The organism is Bradyrhizobium sp. CCGE-LA001 (assembly GCF_000296215.2).
Taxonomy (GTDB): domain Bacteria; phylum Pseudomonadota; class Alphaproteobacteria; order Rhizobiales; family Xanthobacteraceae; genus Bradyrhizobium.
In genome coordinates this window covers 2,687,968-2,713,798 of sequence record NZ_CP013949.1, presented here as the reverse complement: position 1 = coordinate 2,713,798, position 25,831 = coordinate 2,687,968, and the positions used below count along the sequence as shown (strand labels likewise).

The 25,831-nt window shown below is 64.2% G+C and carries 21 protein-coding genes; 6 read left to right on the top strand and 15 right to left on the bottom strand.

Annotated features, from left to right (window positions below):
- The first annotated feature begins 211 nt into the window (after positions 1-211).
- A complete protein-coding gene (locus BCCGELA001_RS12730; protein ID WP_008550392.1) occupies positions 212-1,084 on the top strand; it encodes a hypothetical protein in 873 nt (290 codons plus the stop codon).
- A 139-nt stretch (positions 1,085-1,223) separates the two neighbouring features.
- Here the strand turns inward: BCCGELA001_RS12730 and BCCGELA001_RS12725 are convergent, their stop codons facing one another.
- A complete protein-coding gene (locus tag BCCGELA001_RS12725) occupies positions 1,224-1,487 on the bottom strand; it encodes a GlsB/YeaQ/YmgE family stress response membrane protein (protein WP_008550394.1) in 264 nt (87 codons plus the stop codon).
- Between the two features lie 173 nt (positions 1,488-1,660).
- Between BCCGELA001_RS12725 and BCCGELA001_RS12720 the strand changes: the two genes are divergently transcribed.
- The gene (locus tag BCCGELA001_RS12720; RefSeq protein ID WP_008550396.1) at positions 1,661-2,554 is read left to right on the top strand and encodes a transglutaminase family protein; all 894 of its coding nucleotides are present in this window, start codon (positions 1,661-1,663) and stop codon (positions 2,552-2,554) included.
- Positions 2,555-2,710: 156 nt separating this feature from the next.
- On the opposite strand, the gene BCCGELA001_RS12715 is transcribed toward BCCGELA001_RS12720, so the two are convergent.
- Positions 2,711-3,535, bottom strand: coding sequence for an NAD-dependent epimerase/dehydratase family protein (locus BCCGELA001_RS12715; RefSeq protein ID WP_008550398.1), 825 nt, complete (start codon positions 3,533-3,535; stop codon positions 2,711-2,713).
- An 89-nt stretch (positions 3,536-3,624) separates the two neighbouring features.
- Between BCCGELA001_RS12715 and BCCGELA001_RS12710 the strand changes: the two genes are divergently transcribed.
- Positions 3,625-4,602, top strand: a complete 978-nt coding sequence (locus tag BCCGELA001_RS12710) for an SMP-30/gluconolactonase/LRE family protein (protein WP_060735439.1) — start codon at positions 3,625-3,627, stop codon at positions 4,600-4,602.
- A 208-nt stretch (positions 4,603-4,810) separates the two neighbouring features.
- Here BCCGELA001_RS12710 and BCCGELA001_RS12705 read toward each other — a convergent pair whose 3' ends face one another.
- Together BCCGELA001_RS12705 and BCCGELA001_RS12700 are read right to left on the bottom strand one after the other, a co-directional pair.
- A complete protein-coding gene (locus BCCGELA001_RS12705) occupies positions 4,811-6,241 on the bottom strand; it encodes an aldehyde dehydrogenase family protein (protein WP_060735438.1) in 1,431 nt (476 codons plus the stop codon).
- Positions 6,242-6,581: 340 nt separating this feature from the next.
- A complete protein-coding gene (locus tag BCCGELA001_RS12700) occupies positions 6,582-8,945 on the bottom strand; it encodes a transketolase (protein ID WP_060735437.1) in 2,364 nt (787 codons plus the stop codon).
- Between the two features lie 134 nt (positions 8,946-9,079).
- On the opposite strand from BCCGELA001_RS12700, the gene BCCGELA001_RS12695 reads away from it, so the two are divergent.
- Positions 9,080-9,541, top strand: coding sequence for an Lrp/AsnC family transcriptional regulator (locus BCCGELA001_RS12695; RefSeq protein WP_008550413.1), 462 nt, complete (start codon positions 9,080-9,082; stop codon positions 9,539-9,541).
- Between the two features lie 97 nt (positions 9,542-9,638).
- Complete coding sequence (gene ppk2, locus BCCGELA001_RS12690) at positions 9,639-10,559, top strand: polyphosphate kinase 2 (RefSeq protein ID WP_008550415.1); 921 nt, start codon at positions 9,639-9,641, stop codon at positions 10,557-10,559.
- Positions 10,560-10,706: 147 nt separating this feature from the next.
- On the opposite strand, the gene BCCGELA001_RS12685 is transcribed toward ppk2, so the two are convergent.
- From BCCGELA001_RS12685 to BCCGELA001_RS12635, 11 genes are all read right to left on the bottom strand, one after another.
- A complete protein-coding gene (locus BCCGELA001_RS12685; protein WP_008550417.1) occupies positions 10,707-11,786 on the bottom strand; it encodes a zinc-binding dehydrogenase in 1,080 nt (359 codons plus the stop codon).
- Positions 11,787-11,846: 60 nt separating this feature from the next.
- Complete coding sequence (locus BCCGELA001_RS12680) at positions 11,847-12,788, bottom strand: DMT family transporter (protein WP_008550419.1); 942 nt, start codon at positions 12,786-12,788, stop codon at positions 11,847-11,849.
- A gap of 187 nt (positions 12,789-12,975) precedes the next feature.
- On the bottom strand, positions 12,976-13,815 hold the full coding sequence (locus BCCGELA001_RS12675; protein ID WP_008550421.1) for an aldo/keto reductase: 840 nt from the start codon (positions 13,813-13,815) through the stop codon (positions 12,976-12,978).
- Between the two features lie 8 nt (positions 13,816-13,823).
- Positions 13,824-14,720: an SMP-30/gluconolactonase/LRE family protein gene (locus BCCGELA001_RS12670; RefSeq protein ID WP_060735436.1), complete on the bottom strand. Its 897-nt coding sequence runs from the start codon at positions 14,718-14,720 to the stop codon at positions 13,824-13,826.
- Positions 14,721-14,945: 225 nt separating this feature from the next.
- On the bottom strand, positions 14,946-17,648 hold the full coding sequence (locus BCCGELA001_RS12665) for a nitrate reductase (protein ID WP_060735435.1): 2,703 nt from the start codon (positions 17,646-17,648) through the stop codon (positions 14,946-14,948).
- A gap of 30 nt (positions 17,649-17,678) precedes the next feature.
- On the bottom strand, positions 17,679-18,896 hold the full coding sequence (locus BCCGELA001_RS12660) for an NAD(P)/FAD-dependent oxidoreductase (RefSeq protein ID WP_060735434.1): 1,218 nt from the start codon (positions 18,894-18,896) through the stop codon (positions 17,679-17,681).
- A gap of 10 nt (positions 18,897-18,906) precedes the next feature.
- Positions 18,907-19,335, bottom strand: coding sequence for a globin family protein (locus BCCGELA001_RS12655; RefSeq protein WP_060737634.1), 429 nt, complete (start codon positions 19,333-19,335; stop codon positions 18,907-18,909).
- 121 nt (positions 19,336-19,456) lie between these two features.
- On the bottom strand, positions 19,457-20,836 hold the full coding sequence (locus BCCGELA001_RS12650; protein ID WP_060735433.1) for an MFS transporter: 1,380 nt from the start codon (positions 20,834-20,836) through the stop codon (positions 19,457-19,459).
- Between the two features lie 331 nt (positions 20,837-21,167).
- Positions 21,168-21,962: an ABC transporter ATP-binding protein gene (locus BCCGELA001_RS12645; protein ID WP_060735432.1), complete on the bottom strand. Its 795-nt coding sequence runs from the start codon at positions 21,960-21,962 to the stop codon at positions 21,168-21,170.
- A 13-nt stretch (positions 21,963-21,975) separates the two neighbouring features.
- Positions 21,976-22,872, bottom strand: coding sequence for a nitrate ABC transporter permease (ntrB, locus tag BCCGELA001_RS12640; protein ID WP_060735431.1), 897 nt, complete (start codon positions 22,870-22,872; stop codon positions 21,976-21,978).
- A 60-nt stretch (positions 22,873-22,932) separates the two neighbouring features.
- Positions 22,933-24,255, bottom strand: a complete 1,323-nt coding sequence (locus tag BCCGELA001_RS12635; RefSeq protein ID WP_008550464.1) for a CmpA/NrtA family ABC transporter substrate-binding protein — start codon at positions 24,253-24,255, stop codon at positions 22,933-22,935.
- Positions 24,256-24,943: 688 nt separating this feature from the next.
- Between BCCGELA001_RS12635 and BCCGELA001_RS12630 the strand changes: the two genes are divergently transcribed.
- On the top strand, positions 24,944-25,783 hold the full coding sequence (locus BCCGELA001_RS12630) for a formate/nitrite transporter family protein (protein ID WP_008550465.1): 840 nt from the start codon (positions 24,944-24,946) through the stop codon (positions 25,781-25,783).
- Positions 25,784-25,831: the final 48 nt, after the last annotated feature.

The following is a 25,831-nucleotide window of genomic DNA, read 5'->3' as shown; positions in this document are numbered from 1 at the left end:
TGGTGCTTCGGCAAGCAGCCGCGACATTTGAACGCAACTAAGAACGACTCGCAACAATTGCATCAACAGCCGTTCCGTGAAATCTTTTTGCGAGTGACTTGCATTTGCATCGGGAAGGTCCCGTGCGTGCATCGAGGGGCCCCCGGTTGAGGGTGGATTGTTCGTGTTTGGAAAATTAAGTGCCCCGTGCGCCGCAGCGGCGGCAACGATCTTGGCCGGTCAACTGGTGACCTGCGTCTCGGCCTTCGCCGAAGGCAGGCCGCGGCTGGCGCAGGGCCTGCCGTCAGCTCACGCGGAGATCGACACCGAGCACATCTTCGGTTTCAGCATGGGCTCCGATATCGGCAAGACCGGCGACATCGAGGTGGAGTTCGAGAATGTCGGCGCCTTCGGAAAACGTTCAGGCACTTACGCAGCCTGGGCCAATCTCAATCAGGTCAAATACACGGTGTCGGATAACTTCCGGATCGCCCCCGGGTTTTCGCTGAGCGGACAGCACATCAAGGGCGTTCCGGGACTTGCCGATCATCGGGACATCGCTTTCAGCGGCGGTGCGCTCGAGCTGCGCTACAAGCTGGTCGATCGCGCCGTCGCGCCATTCGGATTGACCCTCCACGCGCAGCCCGGCTGGAGCCGGATCGACGACGGCAGCGGCATGCACATTGCGCAATATGGCGGTGAGTTCGCCGCGCTGTTCGACAGCGAGCTGATCAAGGACAGGCTGTTTGCGGCCTTCAACGTCTGGTACGCGACCGGCGGAACACGCGAGATCGCCACCAATCTGTGGCGGCACGATTCCGAGATGCAGCTGCAGTCCGCGATATCTTATGTATTGACGCCCGACCTCGTGCTCGGCCTCGGCGTTCGCTACGCGCGGGCCTATGACGGCGGTGCGCTCAACCGCTACGTAGGCGACGCTGTCTTCGCGGGGCCCACCTTCTCCTACACCATCTCCAAGGAGGTCGGCATCTCCGGCACCTGGCAGATGCAGGTTGCAGGCAGCGCCGTCGGCGACAGCCGCAGCCTCAACCTAGAGCAGTTCGAGCGTCATCAGGCGTTGTTGCGGATCAACCTGCACTTTTGATGGCCGGCCGCGGTTCTACCGGCCGGCTCCAAGACTAGCGAGCTGAGCGGCGCGGCTGGCACGGGTCTCGACGCGATCGTCGCGAGTACCACGGCAGCAAGCACTTTGATTTTCACGCTCGGCCGATCATATAGATCGCTCAGGCGCGCCCCTGCCGACCCATGACAAGTCCGTAGAGAAACAGGAGGATGATGGCGCCGACCACGCTTCCGACAAAGCCGGCCCCCTCTCCGAACCGATACCATCCCACGGCTTGGCCGAGCCAGGTTGCAACGAAAGCACCGACAATGCCGAGGACTGTGGTCAAAATGAACCCACTTGGCTCGGATTTGTCTCCCGGCATGATGAACTTCGCGACCAGCCCAACGACGAATCCGATGATGATCGTCCACAGGATGCCCATTCCCATCGCTCCATTCACATGACGGAAGGCGTGATCACCTGAACAGCCTGACGATCCGAGGGACAGCCTTGATCTAGATCAACGGCGAAGTGGGGCCGGTTCGAAAGCTATCCGCCGGCCTTCCTGCGTAAGACGGCACTCGACGCCTCCGCAGGCGCGAAGCGGAACGATGCATGGCGATCATCGGCGAGATCACGCATACGACGACGTACCGCTATGCGAAGCCGGTAACGTTCGGCACGCACCGGGCCATGTTCCTGCCGCGGCGCGGCGCCGCCACCCGGCTGCTTCGCTGGTCCGCTTCGACCAGCCTGCCATCGAAGGTGCATTGGGTCACCGACTCCCGTTCCAATGCCGTCACGGTGATGGACTTCAGCGAGCCCGGCACCGAGCTCACATTCACCTTCAAGGTCCGCGGCATCTATTTCGGCATCAAGGGCCTGGAGTCGTTTCCGCTGGAGTCCCGGGCCGAGGAAGTCCCCGTGCAGTACACGCCGGACGAGTGGACCGACCTTGCCGGCTATCTGCGTCCGCATGCCGACGATCCAGACGGTAGCCATGCGGCCTGGACCAAGAGCATCGTGGCCGGCGATCAGGACCGGACTGCCGACGTGCTGCGCCGAATGCTGAGCCTGTTTCGGAGCGAGTTCAGCTATCGCTCGCGAGACGCCGAAGGCACTCAGTCGCCCGGTGAAACGCTGCGCACGAGATCCGGGACCTGTCGGGACTTCGCCTGGACGTTGCGCCGCCTCGGCTTTGCTACGCGCTTCGTCAGTGGCTATCTCTACGATGCGACGCTCGACGGTGGCGCTGTGGGTATGACCGGCTCCGGCGCGACCCACGCTTGGGTGCAGGTGTTTCTGCCCGGCGCCGGCTGGCTCGACTATGATCCCACCAACAGCCTGAGCGCCGGCTTCGATCTCATCCCAGTGGCCATTGCGCGGCATCCGGGCCAGGCCGTGCCGCTGGCCGGCTCGTGGTTCGGCGATCCTGGCGACTACCAGGGCATGTCAATCAATGTCGCCGTCAACAAGATCGGCGAAATGCTCGATCCTTCGGAAGCATAGGACGTCGCCGGGGCGACTTCTCCGAACGAATGGCTCAGCCGTTAGCCGCTGCGTGAGCTCAAGCGACTGTCGAGCCGGACCGACATCGTCGTCATGAAGCGTGGCCACGATGGGGCGGGCCTCCCTTCAGCCGCAACCGCGCAAGCTGCCATCACGCTACCGCTTGTTCCAATCGATGATCCGGCTGGCGTCGCCGTCGAACTCCATGCTGCAGAAGGTACCGCCCTGGAAATAATCGCCGACCGGATCCGGCTTCAGCTTGGCCTGCTCGGCCATCGCGTGATCGCGGAAATCCTCGGCGCGTCCCGTGGGGCGATAGCCGAATGCGTAGGCGCGGTGGTTGTCCCACCAGGCGCGCTCGTTCAGGGACGCGCCGTAGAAGACTTCAAAATGGATGTCGGGATGCTCGAGCCCGATCCGGCAGAGCTGCACGAGGTCATCGGGCTTGAGCCAGATCGAAAGCCGGCGCTGGTCGAGCGGCATATCGCCGAAATTGCCGATGCGCAAGCACGTCACCTTCATCCCGTGCTTGTCGGCATAGAGCGCACCGAGCGCCTCGCCGAACACCTTGCTCACGCCATAGCGGCCGTCGGGGCGCGGGGTAACGTCGGTGCCGATCTTGTAGTGACGCGGATAGAAGCCGACGGCGTGGTTCGACGAGGCGAACACCACGCGCTTGACACCCTTGCGGTACGCCGCCTCGAACAGATTGTAACCGCCGATGATGTTGGCCTGGAGGATCTGATCCCAGGTGCCTTCGACCGAATAGCCGCCGAAATGAAGGATGCCGTCGACGCCCTCGCAGATCGCCTCGCACTGCGCGAGATCGGCGAGGTCCGCCGCCTTGAATTTTTCGTTTGCGCCGAGATCGGCCGGCGGCTTGATGTCGGACAGCAGGAGATCCGGATAGATCGGCGGCAGCAATTTCCGCAGGCTCGTGCCGATTCCGCCCGAAGCTCCCGTCATCAAAATACGCGGCATGTCTTCCCTCGCCTGTGGTGACCGATTTGCGGACACGTGTCCCTAATGATAGCAGGATTGTCCAGAGGGAACGAAACGAGAGAACCGACATGAATGAGGCATCGTCCGACTCCCAGGAACGTCCAGGCTGGCGGCCGGCGACCTATTACCCCGACCCCGCGATTAGGGCATTCGATCCCCGCTTCGAAAAATATTGGCTCAAGCTTTCGGCGGTGGAGCGGCTGGCGACTGGTCTGCGCTGGGCGGAGGGTCCCGTCTGGTTCGGCGACGGGCGTTATCTGCTCTGCAGCGACATCCCGAACCAGCGCATCCTCAAATGGGAGGAAGAGACAGGGGCCGTCAGCGTGTTCCGCAAGCCTTCGAACTTCGCCAATGGCAACACGCGCGACCGGCAGGGCCGGCTGATCACCTGCGAGCACGGCGGCCGGCGCGTGACCCGCACCGAGTATGACGGCAGCATCACCGTGCTGATGGATCAGTTCAACGGCAAGCGGTTGAACTCGCCCAACGATGTCGTCGTTAAATCGGACGGCTCGATCTGGTTCACCGATCCGACCTTCGGCCTGCTCGGCAATTACGAGGGCTACAAGGCCGAGCCCGAGATCGAGCCCAACGTCTACCGGCTCGATCCCGAGACCGGCAAGGCGACCATCGTCGCCGAAGGCGTGCTCGGGCCGAACGGGCTGTGCTTCTCGCCGGACGAGAAGATCCTCTATGTCGTGGAATCACGCGGCGTGCCGAACCGCAAGATCCTCGCCTATGACGTTTCGCCCGAGGGCACCACGATCTCGAACAAGCGCGTCCATATCGATGCCGGTCCGGGCACGCCGGACGGCATGCGCTGCGACATCGACGGCAATCTCTGGTGCGGCTGGGGCATGGGCGATCCTGAGCTCGACGGCGTGGTTGTGTTCGCGCCCGACGGCGTCATGATCGGCCGCATCGCCCTGCCCGAACGCTGCGCCAACGTCTGCTTCGGCGGCGTCAAGCGCAACCGCCTGTTCATGGCCGCGAGCCAGTCGATCTACGCGCTGTATGTGAACACGCAAGGCGCGGCGGGGGGATAGGCCCCTGCTCTCTCTCCCCGTCATTCCGGGGCGCGCCGTCCTCGGCGCGAGCTATGTGCGCAATTGCGCACCTGAGAATCCATCGCGCGATGGCCTCGGTGCATGAATGGATTCCGGGCTCGTCGCTTCGCGACGCCCCGGAATGACGAAACGAAAAACGCCGGAGCGGCTGCCCGCTCCGGCGCTTTGTCTATTCAGCCGCTAAAACTTACGCCGCGTTGAAGCCGGCGACGGCCTTCACTTCGAGGAAATCCTCGAGGCCGTACTTGCCCCACTCGCGGCCGTTGCCGGACTGCTTGTAGCCGCCGAACGGCGCGGTGCGGTCGTTCGGCACGCCCTGGAGATTGACGTTGCCGGCGCGGATCTGGCGACCGACGCGCTTGGCGTCCTCGACCGTTGCACCGGTGACATAGCCGGCGAGGCCATAGGGCGTGTCATTGGCGATCTGCACGGCATCGGCTTCGTCCTTGGCGCCGATGATGGTCAGCACCGGTCCAAAGATCTCTTCGCGCGCGATCGTCATCTCAGGGGTAACGTCGGCGAAGATGGTCGGGCGAACATAGAAGCCCTTGTTGACGCCTTCTGGCAGACCCGGGCCGCCGGCGACGAGCGTTGCGCCCTCGTCGATGCCCTTCTTGATCAGGCCCTGGATCTTGTCCCACTGGCCGCGGTTGACGACCGGGCCGATGGTGGTGCCTTCGCCGCGGGGATCACCGGCCTTGGTCTTGTCGGCGACGGCCTTCGCGATCGCGGCGACTTCCTTCATCTTCGAGAGCGGCACGATCATGCGCGAGGGCGCGTTGCAGGACTGGCCGGAGTTGTTGAACATGTGCATCACGCCGCCGGTCACCGCCTTCGTGAGGTCGGCGCCTTCGAGGATGACGTTCGGCGACTTGCCGCCGAGCTCCTGGCTGACGCGCTTCACGGTCGGCGCGGCGCGCTTCGCCACGTCGATGCCGGCGCGGGTGGAGCCGGTGAACGAGATCATGTCGATGTCGGGATGCTCGCTCATGGCGGCGCCGACCTCGGGACCGAGGCCATTGACGAGGTTGAACACGCCCTTCGGCACGCCGGCTTCATGCAGGATTTCCGCGAAGATCAGCGCGGAGGTCGGCGTGAACTCCGACGGCTTGAGGATCATGGTGCAGCCGGCGGCCAGCGCGGGCGCGACCTTGCAGGCGATCTGGTTGAGCGGCCAGTTCCAGGGCGTGATCATGCCGACCACGCCGATCGGCTCGCGCAGCACCATGGCGGTGCCGACCGGCTCCTCGAAATGATAGTTCTTGAGCACGTCGAGCGTGGTCATGAGATGGCCGAGGCCGGCGCCGGCCTGGAGCTTCTCCGCCATCGGCAGCGGCGCGCCCATCTCGTCGGAGACGGCAGCGCCGATCTCCTTGAGACGGCCCTTGTAGATCTCGATCACTTTGGTGAGCAGTGCGACGCGCTCCTCGCGGCTGGTCTGCGAGAAGGTGGCGAAGGCGCGCTTGGCGGCGGCGACCGCCTTGTCCACGTCGGCCTTGGAGCCCAGCGCAACCTCGTACATCGCCTCTTCCGTCGCGGGGTTGACCACGGCGGTGGACTTCTTGACGGCGGGATCGACCCAGGCGCCGTCGATGTAGAATTGCATGCGATTGACCATCGGTAACCTCTTGTTGGGGGCTTGGAGGGGGCGTTTCGGCAGGCATCCTTGCACGAAAGCGCCGATAGTTGAACCCGCCATATGCGGGGCCAGCGTTGCGGCGGACGCGCGGAATATGGGACGCGATTTGAAGCGAGGCAAGCGGCCATCGATCGCAAGAACCTGGGTCCCGGCTCAGCGTCGCGTCATTTCATGCCGCGCCGCGTCCAGGACACGAGATTATAACGAGTCCAGACACTCACGTGCCCCGGACGCAGCGCAGCGCTATCCTTGCGATGCGAAGCATCGTCCAGAGCAGCGGTGTGCTGCAGAGCCGGGGCCCATGCGGCGGTTACCGCAACTACACCGCCATCTTCCGATGCAGCACCGGCGCGCCGGTGGTGAGGCTTTCGGCCGCATCGATGATGGCGTTGGCATCGATGCCGTAGTGCCGGTACAGGTCAGCGATGGTGCCGGTCTGGCCGAACTGCTCGACACCGAGCGCCTCGACGCGATGGCCGCGGACGCCGCCGAGCCAGCCGAGCGCAGAGGGATGGCCGTCGATCACGGTCACGATGCCGCAGTCGCGCGGCAGCGGCGCCAGCAGTTTCTCGATGTGGCTGAGATGCTGCACCCCGCGGCGGTCGCGGCGCAATTTCCGTGCGGCGGTCCAGCCGGCATGCAGGCGGTCGGCCGAAGTGATCGCGAGCAGGCCGATATCGCGGCGGCTCTCGCCGATGAAGCCGGTCGCCTCGATCGCTTCCGGTGCGACCGCGCCGGTATAGGCGATCACGACCTCGGCATTTGGGCCCGGCTTGCGCAGCCAGTAAGCGCCGTCGGTGATGCCCTGCCTCAGCTCCGGCGTCATGATGCGCTGCGCCTGCTCGATGCTGCGCGTCGAGAGCCGCAAATAAACCGAGCCGCCTTCGCCCGGATCGCGCTGCATATGGTCGAAGCCCCAACCCATGATCACGGCGAGCTCGTCGACGAAAGCGGGCTCGAACGAGGCGAGGCCATCCTGCGCCATGCCGATCAGCGGGGTGGCGATCGACTGATGCGCGCCGCCTTCGGGCGCGAGCGTGATGCCCGACGGGGTCGCCGCCACCATGAAGCGCGCATCCTGGTAGCAGGCGTAGTTCAGCGCATCGAGGCCGCGTTCGATGAAGGGATCGTAGAGCGTGCCGACCGGCAACAACCGCTCGCCATTGATCTGATGCGACAGGCCGAGCGCGGAGAGCATGATGAACAGGTTCATCTCGGCAATGCCGAGCTCGAGATGCTGGCCCTTCGGCGAAGCGTCCCAATTGTAGGTCGAGGGAATTTTCTCGCTGCGGAATAAATCCGCCTTCTCGGCACGCGCGAACAGACCGCGACGGTTGACCCAGGGGCCGAGATTGGTGGAGACCGTGACGTCGGGCGAGGTCGTGACGATGCGTTTTGCCAGCTCGCTGTCGCTGCGTGCGATCTCGTTCAGCACGAGGCCAAAACCCTGCTGGGTCGACATCTGCGGCGACGGCTTGAAGGCCAGTTGCTGGGGCACCTCGACGACGGGTGCGCCGAGGCGACGGCCATCCTGATTGAAGGGCACGCGCGCGAGGAAAGCCTCCAGCTCGGCCGCATCCTGAGCGAGGCCCTCGAACTTGTCCCATTCATGCCCTGGGCGGATGTTCTGGCTGTCGCGATATTTCTCCATCTGCGCGACGGTCATCAGGCCGGCGTGGTTGTCCTTGTGGCCCTGGAACGGCAGCCCGACGCCCTTGATGGTGTAGGCGATGAAGCAAACCGGACGATCGTGATCGATCTTTTCGAACGCTTCCAGCATGCTCGCCATGTCATGGCCGCCGAGATTGGACATCAGCGCCAGGAGTTCGTCGTCGCTGCGCTTGTCGATCAGCTTGGTGATCGGGCCCTGATCACCGATCTCGTCATGCAGATGCTTGCGGAAGGCCGCGCCGCCCTGGAAGCATAGCGCGGCGTAGAGCGCGTTCGGGCAATTGTCGATCCAGCGCTTCAGCGCCTCGCCACCCGGCTCGGCGAAGGCCTCGCGCATCAGGCGGCCGTATTTCACGATGACGACGTCCCAGCCGAAATTGCGGAACATGGTCTCGAACTTTTCCCAGAGACCTTCGCGCACGACGGCGTCGAGCGACTGCCTGTTGTAGTCGACCACCCACCAGGTGTTGCGCAGGCCGTGCTTCCAGCCCTCCGCGAGCGCTTCCCAGATATTGCCTTCGTCCATCTCGGCGTCGCCGACGAGCGCAATCATCCGCCCTTCGCGGCGATCCTTCATCCAGCCATGCGCCTTGACGTAGTCCTGCACCAGCGAGGCGAACAGCGTCTGCGCAACGCCCAGACCAACCGAACCGGTGGAGAAATCGACGTCATCGACATCCTTGGTACGCGAGGGATAGGACTGCGCGCCCTTGAAGCCGCGGAAATTCTCCAGCTTCTCACGACTCTGCCGACCGAACAGATATTGGATGGCATGGAATACCGGGCTCGCATGCGGCTTCACCGCGACGCGATCCTCGGGTCGTAGCACGTGGAAGTACAGCGCCGACATGATGGTGGCAAGCGAAGCGGACGAGGCCTGATGGCCGCCGACCTTGAGGCCGTCCGCGCTCGGGCGGATGTGGTTGGCGTGATGGATGGTCCAGGACGACAGCCACAGCGCCTTGCGGGCAAGGGCAGTCAATGTGTCCAGACGGGCGGAATCGACGGGCATGGCGCGCTGCTCCGGAATCTGATCCGTCGATCATACGCCTGCGGAACGCGCCGAATATCTCAATTTCTTGCGACATGTGCCAAAGTATTGGGATATTTTACCAGCCTCGCCGCCATTATGCAGGTTTCATCCCAATGCCCGATCTGGACTCCATCGACCGCAAAATCCTCGCGCTACTCCAGGCCGACAGCCGGCTGACCATGCAGGAGCTCGCCGACAAGGTCGGCCTGTCGGTTTCGCCCTGCCACCGGCGGGTCAAGCTCCTGGAAGAGCGCGGCGTCATCTCGCGCTATGTCGCGACCGTGGACCAGAAGGCGCTTGGACTGCACGTCAGCGTATTCATCTCGATCAAGCTGGCGCGGCAGAAGGAGGAGGACCTCAACCGCTTCGCGCGCGCGATCTCGAAATGGGACGAGGTGCTGGAGTGCTATCTGATGACCGGCAACCGCGACTATTTGCTGCGTGTCGTCGCCGCCGACCTCGCCTCTTACGAGACGTTCCTCAAGACCAAGCTGACCCGGCTCGACGGCATCGCCTCGATCGAGTCCAGCTTTGCGCTGAGCCAGGTGAAATATTCGATCGCGCTGCCGGTGTGAACCTCGCTGAGGGGGATTGGCGGGTTGTCACATGGGCGCAACAAAGCCCGTCGATGGTCGTTGGTAATACTGGCACCCTAGCCGAGAGAAGACGCCCATGACTGCATCCGACCGCACGTCCCAAATCGCCAAGCGCGAGCGCATCATTCAGGAAATGGCCGACGACCTCGACGAGGAGCTTGAGATGGAGCTTGATGACACCAGGCTCGACGAGCTCCTGGACGAGACGGGCACACTGAAGCCGACGGTCGATCGCAGGCTCTATTTCCGGGAACTGCTCCGCCTCCAGGGCGAGCTGGTCAAGCTGCAGGACTGGGTGCAGAGCGAGAAGAAGAAGGTCGTGGTCCTGTTCGAGGGCCGCGATTCCGCCGGCAAGGGCGGCGTCATCAAGCGCATCACCCAGCGCCTCAATCCCCGCATCTGCCGCGTCGCGGCGTTGCCCGCCCCGAACGAACGCGAGCGTACGCAATGGTACTTCCAGCGCTACGTCGCGCACCTGCCGGCCGGCGGCGAGATCGTGCTGTTCGACCGCAGCTGGTACAACCGCGCCGGCGTCGAACGCGTGATGGGCTTCTGCACCGAGGAGGAATACCGGGAGTTCTTCAAGACGGTGCCGGAATTCGAGCGCATGCTGATCCGCTCTGGCATCATCCTGGTCAAATACTGGTTCTCGATCACCGACGACGAGCAGCAGTTCCGCTTCACCATGCGCATCAAGGATCCGCTCAAGCAGTGGAAGCTGAGCCCGATGGACGTCGAGGCCCGCAGCCGCTGGGAAGCTTACACCAAGGCCAAGGAGACGATGCTCGAGCATACGCATCTTCCGGACTCGCCGTGGTGGATCGTCGATGCCGTCGACAAGAAGCGCGCGCGGCTCAACTGCATCGCGCATCTACTGAGCCAAATCCCGTACCAAGAGGTCGCTCGCGCGCCGGTGATGCTGCCGCCGCGCGTCCGCCACCCCGACTATCAGCGCGGCCCGGTTCCGCCGGAGATGTACGTGCCGGCGAAGTATTGAAGGTCTCGTAGGGTGGGCAAAGCGGCTTGTCCGACATAGCTCGAAGAGCGACGGCGGAAGCGTGCCCACCGTTCTCGTCACGACAGCGGATGCATCGTGGGCACGGCGCCATGCGCCTTTGCCCACCCTACAGCACCTACCAAGCGGCTAACGCCACGGCTGCACGATGATCTTGGTGTGTGCCTCGGGGTTGGCCAGATCCGCGAACGCCTTTGCGACGCCGTCGAGGCCCACCTCGGCCGTCACCATCGCAGTGGCATCCACCTGCCCTTCCGCGATCAGTCGCAGTGAGCCTGCGAACTCCTCGGGCGTGTAGCCGAGCACATACTGGACGTTCAGCTCCTTCATGATGCCCAGCATCGGCTCGCTTTTGTCGGTCTCCATGCAGACACCGACCACGACGATGCGTGCATCGCGCGGCGCACCCTCGAACACCTGCTGCAGCAAGCCGGGCACGCCGACGCATTCGAAGATGATCGCAGGCTTCAGCGCCGGCAAAATGGCCTGGAACGGCGGCCGCGCTGCCTTCTCGGCGTCCGACATCTGCGCGTGCTCGGCCCAGGTCGCATAGGGCTGCGACACCCTGGGATCGACCACGATGTCGGCGCCGAGCTGAGCGGCGAGCGCGCGCCGCGCCGGCGAATAGTCGGCGGCGATGATCGGGTGCAGACCTTTAAGCTTCAGCGCCGCGATCACCGCAAGGCCCACCGGGCCGCAGCCGATTACGAGCGGCACCTCGCCTCCACTTATGTTCGCCTTGGCGACCGCGTGAACGCCGACGGCGAGCGGTTCGGTGAGCGCAGCATGTTCCGGCGCAAGACCATTGGGCACTTCGAGCAGCAGCGATTCGCTCAGCAGCATGGCCTCGGCATAGCCGCCGATATTGTCGTTGGAATAGCCGATGCCTTCGATGCCCTGAGGCGTCACGAGGGCCGGCAGCGAACAGACGCGGGTGCCGGGCTTGAGCTTGCGCGATGTGCCGGGACCATAGTCGACGATTTCGCAGCAGAACTCATGGCCGAACACGACGTCGCGGCTGAGGTCCATCGGCTTGCGGCCGACCTTCCGCGCCATCTCGACCATGCGATGGGCGTGCTGGCGCGCGTGCAGATCGGAGCCGCAGATGCCGCAGGCAAGCGTCTTGACCAGAACCTGGCCGGGACCCGGCGTCGGCTCCGCGAGCCGATCGACGACAATCTCACCGTTCCTGAAAATCGCAGCGCGCATCCGGCTCCTCCCCTGGTGTTGGAGCCATTGATAGCACGCGATGGGAGGCGCGAACTTGCGTCAGGGGTTCGGCGAACGCTCTTCCAGAACCAGAAGCTGGGCGCGCCGCACCCGCTCGCGATGGGCGATGTAGAGGCCGCTCGCGACGATGAAGGCCGCGCCGACGATGGTCCAGAGATCAGGCACCTCACCGAAGATGAAGAATCCCAAGATGCTGACCCAGAGCAGCTGCGTGTAGGAGAACGGCGCCAGCACCGACGCATCGCCATAGCGATAGGCCAGCACGATGATCCACTGGCCTACAGTGGAGGCAACTCCGATCACGATGCCGAGCCCGATCGCGCTCCAGCTCGGCGTGACCCACACGAACGGCACCATGACACTGAGGATCGCAACGCCCGTCAGCGCCGAATAGGCCATGGTGGTGAGGACGGCCTCGCGGCCGCTCATCATGCGCGTCAGGATCAGCGCGGCGGCCCAGCAGAACGCCGAGATGATCGGGAAGAACGCGGCAGCATGGAACGCGCTCGTGCCCGGCCGCAGGATGATCAGCACGCCGGTCAAGCCGATCGCGGTGGCGATCCAGCGCCGCATGCCGACCTTCTCGCTCAGGAAGATGATCGAGAGCGCGGTGACGAACAGCGGCGAGACGAAGCCGGTGGCCGAGGCTTCCGCAATGGGCAGGAAGCTTAGCCCGGTGATGAAGAACAGCGAGGAGCCGAGCAGTGCTACGCCGCGCATCAGCTGCAGGCCAAGACGCTCGGTGCGCATCGCATGCAGCGGCGAGCCCGGCATCATCACCGGCGTGAACATCAGCGCGAAGGTAACGAAGCGGATCCAGGTGATCTCGATCGAGGGCAGGCTGGTCGACAGATATTTCGCGGTGGTGTCGGAGAGGCCGAGGAACACGGTCGACAACAGCACCAATGCAATGCCTTTGAAGGGATGATCGACGCGCGCAGGCGCGCGGCGAGCCTGCTGCTTCTTCTCCGGCACGGGCATGGGAATACTGTCGAGCCTTGCGGCTGCAGCGGGCGGCGGTGTCACGGCTGGAACCCGGGAAATTGCGAATCGAGAACAGTCGTAAAAAACGACAATTGCGCCGCGTTCACAACTTCCGAAAACAGGATGCCGATATGCGCGAGCCGCCGCGCGCGTCAATACTCCATTAATAATAGACGTTTGTGCATTACAGCATGGGCAGGCTGCGCGGCTTCGGTCCGCGTGGAAACGCCGCATCGAGCGCCGAAATCTCGTCTTTCGTCAGCACGAGATCGCCCGCCGCCGCATTCTCGCCGGCATGTTCCGCCGATGACGCCTTCGGGATCGCGAACACCGTAGTTGCACGGGTGAGGAAGCTCAGCGCGACCTGGCGCGGCGTCACGCGACGCGCCTCCGCGATGCGCGCGAGGACCGCACCGCCCTTGCTGCGCGCATCCGGAAAATCGTCATGACCGAACGGCGAATAGGCGACCACGGCGACACCATGCCGTTCGCACCAGGGGATCACGGCATGTTCGATCGCGCGCTCCTTGAGATGATAGAGCACCTGATTGCACGCGATGCGGCCCTCGCCGGCCACTTCGAGAATCTCGTCGAGATCGTCGGCATCGAAATTGGAGACCCCCCAGGACTTGATCTTGCCAGTCTTCACCAGCTCCTCGAACGCAGCGACGGTATCCTCCAGCGGATACGAGCCGCGCCAGTGCAGGAGATAGCAATCGAGGCGATCGGTCTTGAGGCGTTTCAGTGAGCGCTCGCACGCCGTGATCGTGCCACGGCGCGAGGCGTTGCTAGGCAGCACCTTTGAAACGAGGAACACCTCGTCGCGGCGGCCTGCGATGGCATCGGCAATGACGAGCTCGGCATCGCCGTACATCTCGGCAGTGTCGATATTGGTCATGCCGAGATCGAGCCCGCGTTGAAGCGCGGCAATGGCGCGCTTGCGATCGCCGTGATCGAGATACCAGGTGCCCTGCCCGATGACGGAAACGTTGGTGCCCGTCTTGCCGAAGGGATTTGTTCTCATGTTGGAGCTCACAGTCCGCTGATATCCGCGACCAGCACGCTACCGGTCGAGGACTCCGTGATGTAGAGACGATCGTTGGCTTCGCCACCGATCGCGACATTGGTGCAATTCGGTCCCGCGCACGACTTGATCCGTGCGATCAGCTCGCCGTTCGGCGCGAATACGAAGACGTGGCCGAGCGAGGCGTGGCCGACGAACAGGCGGCCCTTGGCATCCATGCTCATGCCGTCGGGACCGCTGGTGCCGAACAGAGAGCAGAAGCGGCCGACCTTCGACACGCTGCCGTCCTTCATGAACGGCAGCCGCCACACCGCATTGTCGCGCGTCATCGCGACGAACAGCACGGTCTCGGTCGGGTCGAGCACCAAGCCGTTGGGGCTGATGCCGGTGCTGATCAGACAGTCGAGCCGGCCATTTGCTGCAAGCCGGTAGACCCGACCGCTCGGATCGTGCAAGCCGGTCTGGCCCTGATCGGTGAAATAGATGTCACCGTTGGAGGCGAGATGCAGGTCGTTGCAGCCGCGAAAGGATTCCGAATTACGTGCGGTCAGCACCGGCTTGACGCGGCCGGCTTCGGCGTCGAGCTCCATGATGCCGTGCATGTAATCGGCGACCAGGACGCGGCCGTCAGGCGCGATCTTCAGCCCGTTCGGCCAGCCCTCGTATTCGATGACCTGCGACCACTCGCCATCAGGCGCAATGCGGAAGATGCGGCCGAAGGGGATGTCGACGATGTAGAGATGGCCGTCCTTGTCGAAGGACGGCCCCTCGATGAAGCTGTCGGTGGCAATGCCAGGCCGGTTGGCATCGGCCCAGTCCGTCCGCGCGCCCTTGCGGCGGAACTTGTCGGGCATGGCGGAGAAAAGCTTGGTCTCGATCAGGCGCGGCGGCGTTTCCAGGTACATCGTTGTTTTTGTGGGCATGTCAGGGGAAGAGCGCGACAACATAGGGCACAATCGCGGTCGCGTCGATTGGGCCGACGGACGGCTCTTGCCCACTGTCATTCCCCGCGGAGGCGGGGAATCCAGTACGCCGCAGCTTCTCGGTGAACCACAGACGTCTCGGAATACTGGATCGCCCGGTCAAGCCGTGCGATGACAGCGGAGGATGTGGCGAGGACCGAACGTCGCCTACCCCACCGCGCCCGCGACCTTCGCCTGCTTCGCCGGCACCTCCGTCGTCGCGATCAACCGCTTCAGCTCGGGGATGCAGGAGCCGCAATTCGTGCCGGCCTTGAGCTTGGCGCCGATCTCGGTCGCCGAGCGCGCGCCGCTCGCGATGGTGTCGCAGATGGTGCCGCGGCCGACGCCGAAGCAGGCGCAGACGATCGGCCCGGTCGAGGCCACACCCTCAGTCGACTTGCCCGACAGCAGCATGCGGCGTTGCTCGTCGCTGACGTGATCCGCCGCGAAGGCGCTCCTGACCACCTCCCAATCGCCGGCGTCATGCCCGGGGCCGACGAACAGGCAGGCCTCGATGCGATCGCCGACGAACGAAGCCGCGCGGTAGATGCCGCCGCCAAAATCGCGGTATTCGGCGACGTCCTCGCCGGTGACACCATCGAGCCAGGCCGGCCAGCGCGACAGATCGGCGTTGTCGGCGAACAGATAGCCGAAGCCGCCGGCGACCGTGACGCGGGTCCACAACAGGTTTGGCGGCAGATCGAGCTGCTTGCGCGAGAGTGCGAAACCGCGAAAGACGTATTCGTAAGGCGCGATCGCCGCCGGCGTCGCCTTCGATTCAGGCTGGCCCGAGAACGGATCGGTGAACGACTGGACCAGCGCCCCGACGCGGCCATGCGAAGCGTTCATCGCGCTCCAGTGAATCGGAACGAACAGCGCGCCGCGCTGCTGGCGGTCGCTGACGACAACCTTCAGGATGCACTGGCCGTAGTCGGTGGTGATGCGGGCATAGCCGTCATGGACGATGCCGTATCTGCTGGCATCGTCGGGATGGATCTCGACGAAGGGCTCGGGCAAATGCGCGCCCAGCCGCTGGCTGAGGCCGGTCCGCGTCATGGTGTGCCACTGGTCGCGGATGCGCCCGGTGTTGAGTCTGAGGGGACGCGAGGCGCCGGTCTCGCCGCGCAAGGCCGGCACCTCCGGCGCAATGAATCGGCCCTTGCCGTCATTGGTGAAGAAACCGCCTTGCGCGAAGAAGCGCGCGCCGGGCTCGCCGCCTTCGCGCGCCGGCCATTGCACCGGCTTCAAGGCATCGAAAGCTTCGTCGGACAGCGAGGTCAGAGCGCCAATGTCGAAGTCGCGGCTGCCATCGTTCTCGAAGGCCGAGAGCGATGCATGCTCGCGGAATATCTCGGCGGCGGATTTGTAGTTAAAACTGTCGCCGAAGCCGAGGCGCTTGGCGGTCTCGCTGAGGATCCACCAGTCAGGGCGCGCCTCGCCCGGCGCCGGCAGGAAAGAGCGCTGGCGCGAGATCCGGCGTTCGGAATTGGTCACCGTGCCCGACTTTTCGCCCCAGGCCAGCGCCGGCAGCAGCACATGCGGGCCCGCGTCCACCGTGTCGTTGGAGAGCACGTTTTCCGAGACAACGAACAGCTCGAGCTTCTTCAGCGCCTCGCGCACGAAATCGGCATCGGGCAGTGACACCGCCGGGTTGGTGCCCATCACCCAGAGCGCTTTGACCTCGCCGCGGTTGATCGCCTCGAACAATTGCACCGCCTTCAACCCTTCATGGGTCGCAATGCGCGGCGCCTTCCAAAAGCGCCGGACGCGATCGATGTCGGGCGGCGTGAAGCCCATATGGGCGGCGAGCATGTTCGCGAGGCCGCCGACCTCGCGGCCGCCCATCGCATTGGGCTGGCCGGTCAGCGAGAACGGCGAAGCGCCGTGCTTGCCGATGCGCCCCGTCGCGAGATGGCAATTCAGGATGGCATTGACCTTGTCGGTGCCCTGTGCGGATTGGTTGACGCCCTGCGAATAGAGCGTGACGACCCGCGGCGTGTCGCGGAACATCCTGAAGAAGGCCGCAACGTCCTGCTCGGACAAGCCCGTCGCCAGCGCGGTCGCACCGATGCTGCCGGCGATGCCGCGCGCGCGCACCAGCGCGTCGTCGAAGCCAGACGTGTTGTTCGCGATGTAGTCCTGATCCAGCGCGCCATTGTCGGCGAGATGGACGAACAGGCCGGAGAACAACGCGGTGTCGGTGCCAGGCTTGAGCCCAAGGAACAGATCGGCCTCATCGGCCGTGTCGGTGCGGCGCGGATCGATCACGACCATTCGCGCGCCGCGCTCCCCACGATTCTTCAGCATGCGCTGGAACAGAACCGGGTGACACCAGGCTGCGTTCGAGCCGACGAAGACCAGCAGGTCGGCCTCGTCGAGATCCTCATAGCAGCCGGGTACCGTGTCGGCGCCGAAGGCGCGACGATGGCCGGCGACCGAGGACGACATGCAGAGGCGCGAATTGGTGTCGACATTGGCGGTGCCGACGAAGCCCTTCATCAGCTTGTTGGCAATGTAATAGTCCTCGGTCAGCAATTGACCGGAGAGATAGAACGCAACGGCGTCGGCGCCGTCGCGCGCCACGATATGCTGCATGCGGTGCGCGACGTGGTCGAGCGCGTCGCTCCAGGCGACGCGCTCCAGCACGCCCTTGCAGCGGATCATCGGATAATGCAGACGACCTTCCAGTCCGACGGTCTCGCCGAGCGCGGAGCCCTTGGAGCACAGCCGGCCGAAATTGGCGGGATGATCAGGGTCGCCGGCGATGGCCGCCCCGCCCGTGCCGTCAGGCGTCGCCAGCACGCCGCAGCCGACGCCGCAATAGGGACAGGTCGTCTTGGTGGCGCGGAGGGTGGGATCGATCGCCGTCATATCTAGCTGCCTTGTCTCAAGCCGCCTCTATCAAGCCGCTTTGGAAGGACGCGCCAACGCGCGGCCGAACATCATGTCGGTGCGGATCGCCGCGACCTTGTCGCGGTTGCGGATCAGTTCGAGGTACCAGAGCGCATCGACGGTATCGCCGATCAGCACCGCTCCGGTGAGCCGGCCGTCGGCGATGACGAGCTTCTTGTAGGTGCCGCGCCTGCGGTCTGACAGCACCAGGCTCTCGCTGCCCTCCCCGCCCATGAAGTCGCCCGCCGAGAATACGCTGACGCCGGAGACCTTGAGATTGGTCGAGACCACGCTGCCCTGATAGGCCGCGGGCCGGCCGGCCAGATGCCGCGCCAGCACGCGCGCCTGCTCATAGGCCGGCTCGACCAGGCCATAGCAGGTGCCGTGATGCTCGGCGCATTCGCCGAGCGCGAAGATGTCCGATGAGGAGGTCTGCATCACATCGTTGACGACGACGCCGCGGTTGACCGCGATCCCCGCATCTTTCGCCAGCGCCACGTTCGGCTTGATGCCGGCGGCGAAGATCACGGCGTCGGCCTCGATGCGGCTGCCGTCGGCGAGCTCGACCGCCTCGACGTGACCCTCGCCGTGGATGCGGGCGGTCGAGGCGTTGAGCAGGATACGGATGCCCTTGCGTTCGACCAGCGTCTTGAGCAGATCGGCGGCCGGCGCATCGAGCTGACGCTCCATCAGCCGGTCCATCAGATGCAGCAACGTCACCGGCGCGCCGGCCTTGGCGAGACCGTAAGCTGCTTCAAGTCCGAGCAGGCCGCCGCCGACCACGACGACGCGCTTCTTCGCCGCGGCCAGGGTCAAGAGCAGGTCGACGTCGCGGGTGTCGCGGAAGGTGTGAACGCCGGCGAGATCGGCGCCCGGCACGTTGAGCCGCAGCGGCGTCGATCCCGTGGCGAGCACGAGCTTGGAGTATTCCATGCTCTCTTCGCCTTCGATCTTCAGCTCGCGGCGGCCGGTGTCGATCTCGGTAACGCGATAGCCATAGCGCACCGTGACGCCGCGGTGGCGCCACCAATCGGCCGGCCGCAGCTCGATCTCGTGCGAGCCGGTCTCGCCAGCTAGCACCGAGGAGAGCAGCACGCGATTGTAGGCGAGGCGCGGCTCTTCGCCGATGACAGCGACCGCGTAGCGACCGAGCGCCGTCTTGGCGAGCTCGTCGACCAGGCGCGCGGCCGCCATACCGTTACCGACGATGACGAGCGGTTCACTCACGAGGCATCTCCTATTCAGCGGCCTGCGGCTGCGCGCCGTAGGCCTCGGACATCATGTAGCCGGACAGGACGCCGTAGGCGTCGGTCCAGGCCTTTGCCAGTTCGGGCGTCCACGCCTCGCCAAGCCCCTTCTCCAGGGTCCACAGCAAGGTCGCCCCGACCACGGGGTAGTGCTCGGCCGTGGCGCCGTAGGCGACGTGACGCTTGGCGAGCGCAGAGGCCGCGGGAAGAATCGAGTCCAGATTCGACAGGCCGCCGACCACGGCGGCGAGCATGCCCATCAGCTTCTTGCGCTGCTCGGTCATGTCCTCGGGAAACATCGCGCGCACGGACGGCGCCACCTCGAACAGGCGATCGTAGAACAGCATCGCGGCCTGCTCGGATATCGGCGCGACCTTGGAGAAGCTCTGCTGGATGAGGGCGATCTGTTCTGAAGTCATGATGTTTCCTGTCTGTTTCGGTCTGCCTTCGTCCGCGCCGTTGCGGACAAGGTTCATGGGTCAAACGTCATCAGAGGGACTTCTCCCCGCGTACGGGGAGAAGCGACATTCGTGCCAAGTGTCAGACTCGCGCCCCGGCAAGGCTGGAGGCGCCTTCGCCCTGCGGGCTGCGACGCAGGTAGAACCACCAGGTCAGGGCGAGACAGGAGGCGTAGAAGCCGAGATAGATCGCGAGCGCGAGCTGCGGTCCGCCTGTCATGGCGATCGACTTGCCGAACCCGGTCGGGATCAGATAGCCGCCGACCGCCCCGATCGCGCCGATGAAGCCGACTGCCGCGCCGCTCTCGATGCTCGCCGTCTTCAGCGCCAGCGCGCGCGCCGCATCGCCCTTGCCGCGCACCCTAAACAGGTTCTCCTCGCGGAAGATCGAGGGGATCATGCGGTAGGTCGAGCCGTTGCCGATGCCCGTCGTCACGAACAGGATCAGGAACATCGACAAGAAGCCGATGAAATCCTTCTGCCCGACGAAGTAGAGCGCGCCGACGGTGGCGCCCGCCATCACGATGAAATTCCAGAAGGTGATGATCGAGCCGCCGATCTTGTCGGCAAGCCAGCCGCCGAGCGGACGCGACAGCGAGCCGACCAGCGGTCCCAGGAAGGCGATCGAGATCGTCACACTCGGGAACTGCGTCTTGAGCAGCAGCGGGAACGCGGCGGAGTAGCCGATGAAGGATCCGAACGTGCCGATATAGAGGTAGGCCATGATCCAGGTGTGCTTGCGCTTGACGATCGCGAGCTGGTTCTTCACCGAGGATTTCGCCGTGGTGAGGTTGTTCATGAAGAACACGGCGCCGAACACGGCGATCGCGATCGGCAGCACCCACATCAGGCCGGCATTCTGAAGGAAAATGCCGTCGACAGGCGTCGCCTGGAACAGGTTGAAGACGGCCAGCGTCATCAGGATCGGGGTCAACAGCTGCACGCTGGAGACACCGATATTGCCGCCGGCGGCGTTGAGGCCGAGCGCCCACCCCTTCATCCGGTCGGGGAAGAAGAAGGAGATGTTGGTCATGCTGGAGGCGAAATTGCCGCCGCCGAGCCCGGCGGTCGAGGCAACCAGCAGCATCAGCCAGAACGGCGTGTCGGGCTGGCTCACGAAATAGGCCAGCGACAGCGTCGGAATGAACAGGATCGCCGCGCTGAAGATGGTCCAGTTTCGGCCGCCGAACGTCGTCACCGCGAAGGTGTAGGGAAAGCGCATCAGGGCACCGATCAGGCCCGGCACCGCGACGAGCTGGAACAGCTGGTCGGTGGTGTAGTGGAAGCCCGCCTGGGGCAGCTTGGTGGTGACGATGCTCCAGATCAGCCAGACCGAGAAGCCGATATGCTCGGCCAGGATCGACCAGATCAGGTTGCGTCGCGCGATCGTCTTGCCGGTCGCATTCCAGAACGCCTCGTCCTCGGGGCGCCAGTCCGAAATCCAAGTTGGATTCTTCGTCATTGAATATCCCTTCCAGGCTCACCGCTGCGTCGTTGCAGGCTCAGCCCCGCATGGGGGCGCGCTCCGAGGCTTCACCCCGGTGGCGAGTTCACGATGCTGATTGATGATGTTGAGGGACGTCGTCGTTGGCGTCGCGCAAAGGCATTTCAATTTCCGTGCCAGTTGCGCGCACGCTGGAAATGCAGGGATTTCAGAACGTTATTCGTCTTGCCCGAATCTTTGGCAGGGCTTTTTCGCACGCTAAATTTGCGATTCGCTCAATCCTTGTGCGGCGCACAAGGATTGAGCGGTATGTCGATTATTTGGGCGAGCACGCGCGTTAACGCTTTCGTTACGCGGCCTCGACGAAGCGGTGACGTTCGTAGAGGAATTCGAGCACGCGCTGGCGGCACTTCAGATAAGTGGTGTTGGTGGCAAGCTCGAGCCGCTTGCGCGGCCGCGCCAGCGGCACGTCCAACACCTCGCCGATGCGCGCGCTCGGCCCATTCGTCATCATCACGATGCGATCGGAGAGGAGCACGGCCTCGTCGACGTCATGGGTGATCATCAGGATGGTATTGCCGAGCTTCTGATGCAGCGCCATCACGGAGTCCTGCAGATGCGCGCGGGTCAGTGCGTCCAGCGCGCCGAACGGCTCGTCGAGCAGCAGCACCTTCGGCTCCATGGCCAGCGCCCGCGCGATGCCGACGCGCTGCTTCATGCCGCCGGAAATCTCCGATGGACGCTTGTCCCTGGCATGGGCCATCTGCACGAGGTTGAGATTGTGCATCACCCAGGCATCGCGCTCGGCACGGGATTTGGTCCTGGCGAAGACCTTGTCGACGCCGAGCTTAACGTTCTCGTAGACAGTCAGCCACGGCAACAGGCTGTGGTTCTGGAACACCACGGCACGATCCGGTCCCGGCGAGTTCACTTCGCGGTTCTCCAGCAAGACGCCGCCGGTGGTGGCGTTGGTCAGGCCTGCGATGATGTTGAGCAGGGTCGACTTACCGCAACCGGAATGGCCGATGATCGAGACGTATTCGCCCTTCTCGATCGTGAGATTGATCTCCTTGAGCACCTCCGTGGTGGCGGCGCCGCGGGTGAAGACCTTGTCGATATGGTCGAGCTTCAGATAGGCGGTCATGTGCCCCTCTCCTTCAATTCTGCGCAGTGCCGCGGGTGACGAACTTGCCGAGGCCCGCGATCAGGCGGTCCAGCACGAAGCCGACGATGCCGACATAGAACAGCGCCAGGATGATCTCGCTGATATGCGAGGAGTTCCAGGCGTCCCAGATGAAGAAACCGATGCCGACGCCGCCGATCAGCATCTCGGCTGCGACGATCGCGAGCCAGGACAGGCCGATGCCGATGCGCAGGCCGGTGAAGATGTAGGGCGCGGCGGCCGGGATCATGATCTTGGAGAAGAACTCCAGCGGATTGAGCTGCACCACCGCGGCGACGTTGCGGTAATCCTGCGGGATGTTGCGGATGCCGACGGCGGTGTTGATGATGATCGGCCAGATCGAGGTGATGAAGATGACGAAGATCGCCGAGGGCTGGCCATCGCGGAAGGCCGCAAGCGACAGCGGCAGCCAGGCCAGCGGCGGAATCGTGCGCAGCACTTGGAACAGCGGATCGAGCCCGCGCATTGCCCAGACCGACTGCCCGACCAGCACGCCGAGCGCGATGCCGGCGATCGCCGAGAGCGAATAGCCGAAAGCGACGCGCTGGAGACTGGCGGATAGATGCCAGAATAGGCCCTTGTCGATGCCGCCATGGTCGAAGAACGGATCGAGGATCAGTTCCTTGGTGTCGCTGAAAACTTTCGACGGCGGCGGCAACGCCGAGCCGGCGCGGCGGCAGACCAGCTCCCACACCAGCGTCAGCAGCGCGATCACGACCAGCGGCGGGATAACGCGCACGGCCGTCTCCCGCGCCATGCGTGCGTAGGTTTCACTGCGCGGCGGACGCTTCGGCGTTAGCGCGACAACCGGCGCGGCGCTGGCCGCGGGCGTCGTAGTCTCAATCTCGATCTTGGCGGCAGTCATGTTCATCGCAATGTCTCTCCGGCTGCAAAGGACGATGCGGCCGCCCGGAGGCGGCCGCTGGCTCCATCAGACTTCGACGCGCTTGATCGCGAGCGATTTCAGATAGGCAGCCGGATTTTCGGGATCGAACACCTTGCCGTCGAAGAAGATCTCCTTGCCACGCGAGGTCGAAGTCGGGATCTCGGCAGCCGCGACGCCAAGCGTCTTGGCCGCATCGCGCCACATGTCCTCACGATTGACCTTGCCGATCAGCGCCTTGCTGTCGAAGCCGGCCTCGTATTTGCCCCAGCGAATGTCCTCGGTGAGGAACCAGAGGTCGTGGCTCTGGAAGGGGTAGGAGGCGAAGTCGCGCCAATACTTCATGATGTGCGGCGAGTTCTCGACCACCTTGCCGGGGATGCCGTAGTCGAACTTGCCGGCGGTGCGGTCGAGCACGTCCTCGACCGGGCAGTTCATCCACTGCCGCTTGCCCATGATGGTGGCAAGCTCCGCCTTGTTCTCGGCCTTGTCGGCCCATTGCTGGGCCTCCATCACCGCCATCAACAGCGCCTTGGCCGCCTTGGGGTACTTGTCGACGAAGGCGGCGCGCATGCCGAATGATTTTTCCGGATGCTTGTTCCAGAGTTCGCCGGTGTTAACAGCGGTGTAGCCGATCTTTTGATGGATCAGCTGCAGATTCCAGGGCTCGCCGACACAGAAGCAGTCCATGGTGCCGACCTTCATGTTGGCCACCATTTGCGGCGGCGGCACCACGATGGTCTCGATGTCCTTGTCGGGATCGATGCCGCCGGCCGCGAGCCAATAGCGGATCCAGAGGTCATGCGTGCCGCCGGGAAAGGTCATCGCCGCCTTCACGGCCTTGCCGGACGCCTTCTTCTTGTCCAGCGCCGCCTTGAAGGGCGCTGCGTCGACGCCGAGCTTGAGATCGGCATATTCGTTGGCGACGGAGATGCACTGGCTGTCGAGATTGAGCCGCGCCAGGATGTACATCGGCGTCGGCTGGTTGTTCTGCGTCACCTTGCCGGCCGAGATCAGATACGGCATCGGAGTGAGGATGTGCGCGCCGTCGATGCCGTTGCCTTCGGAGCCGAGCACGAGGTTGTCGCGCGTGGTGCCCCAGGAGGCCTGCTTCTGCACGTCAGTGTCGGGCATGCCGTATTTGGCGAACAGGCCCTTGTCCTTGGCGACGAAGAGCGGGCCGGCGTCACTCAGTGCGATGAAGCCGAGCTTGGCGCCCTTGACCTCGGGGCCAGCGTCCTGCGCGAAGGCGCCGGCTGGGAAATTCAGTTTTGCTGCGGCGAGAAGTGCGGCGGTCGAACCGGTGGCTTTCAACAATTGACGGCGGCTCAGGCCAGTCGATTCCGAGGGCCGGCGGGTGCGCTTGGTCATAGGCAGTGTCGTCCTTTGCATCGTTGCAGAATTGATTGGCGTCAGTGCACACGAGCAGCCCGTCCGTCCGGCGGCGCCGTCCTTGGCGCATGCGAACGCACGACGGGGGAGACCCCCGTCTGGTGGCGTCGGCAAGTCGGATGAGAAGTCTCGCGGGACGGCTTCAATGGCGTCGGCTGGAACTATTCAAGCTTCGTGCCAAGCCCGACACCGAGAAAAATGACTAAAAATCAACCTGTTACGAGGGCTGCGCCAGACCGTCGCAGGGGCGTGTCGCATCTGAAATTTGCGACCTGCACAATCCTTGTGCGGCGCACAAAGCTTGTGCAACAACTCATGCAAAAGGCCCGAGGCTGCATCCCGGGCAGCTCAGCCAAGGCGGCATGGAGTTGATATCCCTACATTTTTCCAGAGCCGCCGGGCGGCACGCAACTTGCATTTCCCTTGGCGTCAACGAAGACTGCGGCTTGCCGCATTGTTGCAGCCTCTGGCGGCTGCATTCCGGAAGCTCAACTGCTTCGCGGCCCTTTTGGTCATCGTGACCCGATCCCCAAGGCTTCGATCTTCAAGGCTTCCAGACTTTCCATAGCTCTCGTGCCCGGCAGGCCGGCCCGCACGGCCCAAGACGTTCAGCCGCGCTCTCCCTTGAGGGTGTGTCGATCTCACTTCGAAGCAAAAGGATCCATTGATGTCGTATCTCGCGCCTTCGGAATTCGTCACCAAGATGGTGGATGCAGGCGAGTCCAAGATCTTCATGTCCACCCGGGATACCATCATCCGCGCCTACATGGCCGGCGCCATCCTCACGCTCGCGGCATGGTTCGCCGTGACGATCAACGTCAACACCGGCCAGCCGCTGGTCGGCGCGCTCCTGTTTCCGGTCGGCTTCGTGATGCTGTACCTGCTGGGCTTCGATCTCCTGACCGGCGTGTTCGTGCTCTCGCCGCTCGCCCTGATCGACAAGCGCCCCGGCGTCACGCTCGGCGGCGTGCTGCGCAACTGGGGCCTGGTGTTCGTCGGCAATTTCGCCGGCGCCTTCACCGTCGCCTTCATGATGGCCTTCGTCACGACGTTCGGCTTCACCCAGGCTCCCGACAAGGTTGGCACCGCCATCGGAATCATCGGAGAAAGCCGCACGCTCGGCTACGCCGAGCACGGTGCGGCCGGCATGGCAACGCTGTTCATGCGCGGCATGCTCTGCAACTGGATGGTCTCGACCGGCGTGGTCGGCGCCATGATCTCCACCTCGGTGCCGGGCAAGGTCATTGCGATGTGGATGCCGATCCTGGTGTTCTTCTACATGGTGTTCGAGCATTCGGTCGTGAACATGTTCCTGTTCCCGTCCGGGCTGCTGCTCGGCGCGAAGTTCTCGATCCTCGACTATCTGATCTGGAACGAGATCCCGACCGTGCTCGGCAACCTCGTCGGCGGCCTCGCCTTCACCGGCATGACCCTTTACGCGACGCACGTCATGACCAAGCCGAAGCGCCAGATCGACAAGGTCGCCAAGCCCCGCGTTGCGGCCTGATCAAACACGTCTCGACAGAGGAGCCTCGCCCAGCCAGGGTGAGGCTCC

What these genes read in the sequence shown, in the direction of transcription:
- ppk2 (WP_008550415.1), top strand. Translation starts at nt 9,639, where the DNA reads ATGACTGCATCCGACCGCACGTCCCAAATCGCCAAGCGCGAGCGCATC.
- BCCGELA001_RS12710 (WP_060735439.1), top strand. Translation starts at nt 3,625, where the DNA reads ATGAATGAGGCATCGTCCGACTCCCAGGAACGTCCAGGCTGGCGGCCG.
- BCCGELA001_RS12700 (WP_060735437.1), bottom strand. Translation starts at nt 8,945, where the DNA reads ATGCCCGTCGATTCCGCCCGTCTGGACACATTGACTGCCCTTGCCCGC.
- BCCGELA001_RS12715 (WP_008550398.1), bottom strand. Translation starts at nt 3,535, where the DNA reads ATGCCGCGTATTTTGATGACGGGAGCTTCGGGCGGAATCGGCACGAGC.
- BCCGELA001_RS12655 (WP_060737634.1), bottom strand. Translation starts at nt 19,335, where the DNA reads ATGACTTCAGAACAGATCGCCCTCATCCAGCAGAGCTTCTCCAAGGTC.
- BCCGELA001_RS12650 (WP_060735433.1), bottom strand. Translation starts at nt 20,836, where the DNA reads ATGACGAAGAATCCAACTTGGATTTCGGACTGGCGCCCCGAGGACGAG.
- BCCGELA001_RS12705 (WP_060735438.1), bottom strand. Translation starts at nt 6,241, where the DNA reads ATGGTCAATCGCATGCAATTCTACATCGACGGCGCCTGGGTCGATCCC.
- BCCGELA001_RS12695 (WP_008550413.1), top strand. Translation starts at nt 9,080, where the DNA reads ATGCCCGATCTGGACTCCATCGACCGCAAAATCCTCGCGCTACTCCAG.
- BCCGELA001_RS12685 (WP_008550417.1), bottom strand. Translation starts at nt 11,786, where the DNA reads ATGCGCGCTGCGATTTTCAGGAACGGTGAGATTGTCGTCGATCGGCTC.
- BCCGELA001_RS12630 (WP_008550465.1), top strand. Translation starts at nt 24,944, where the DNA reads ATGTCGTATCTCGCGCCTTCGGAATTCGTCACCAAGATGGTGGATGCA.
- BCCGELA001_RS12675 (WP_008550421.1), bottom strand. Translation starts at nt 13,815, where the DNA reads ATGAGAACAAATCCCTTCGGCAAGACGGGCACCAACGTTTCCGTCATC.
- BCCGELA001_RS12670 (WP_060735436.1), bottom strand. Translation starts at nt 14,720, where the DNA reads ATGTACCTGGAAACGCCGCCGCGCCTGATCGAGACCAAGCTTTTCTCC.
- BCCGELA001_RS12720 (WP_008550396.1), top strand. Translation starts at nt 1,661, where the DNA reads ATGGCGATCATCGGCGAGATCACGCATACGACGACGTACCGCTATGCG.
- BCCGELA001_RS12725 (WP_008550394.1), bottom strand. Translation starts at nt 1,487, where the DNA reads ATGGGCATCCTGTGGACGATCATCATCGGATTCGTCGTTGGGCTGGTC.
- ntrB (WP_060735431.1), bottom strand. Translation starts at nt 22,872, where the DNA reads ATGAACATGACTGCCGCCAAGATCGAGATTGAGACTACGACGCCCGCG.
- BCCGELA001_RS12665 (WP_060735435.1), bottom strand. Translation starts at nt 17,648, where the DNA reads ATGACGGCGATCGATCCCACCCTCCGCGCCACCAAGACGACCTGTCCC.
- BCCGELA001_RS12680 (WP_008550419.1), bottom strand. Translation starts at nt 12,788, where the DNA reads ATGCCCGTGCCGGAGAAGAAGCAGCAGGCTCGCCGCGCGCCTGCGCGC.
- BCCGELA001_RS12645 (WP_060735432.1), bottom strand. Translation starts at nt 21,962, where the DNA reads ATGACCGCCTATCTGAAGCTCGACCATATCGACAAGGTCTTCACCCGC.
- BCCGELA001_RS12635 (WP_008550464.1), bottom strand. Translation starts at nt 24,255, where the DNA reads ATGACCAAGCGCACCCGCCGGCCCTCGGAATCGACTGGCCTGAGCCGC.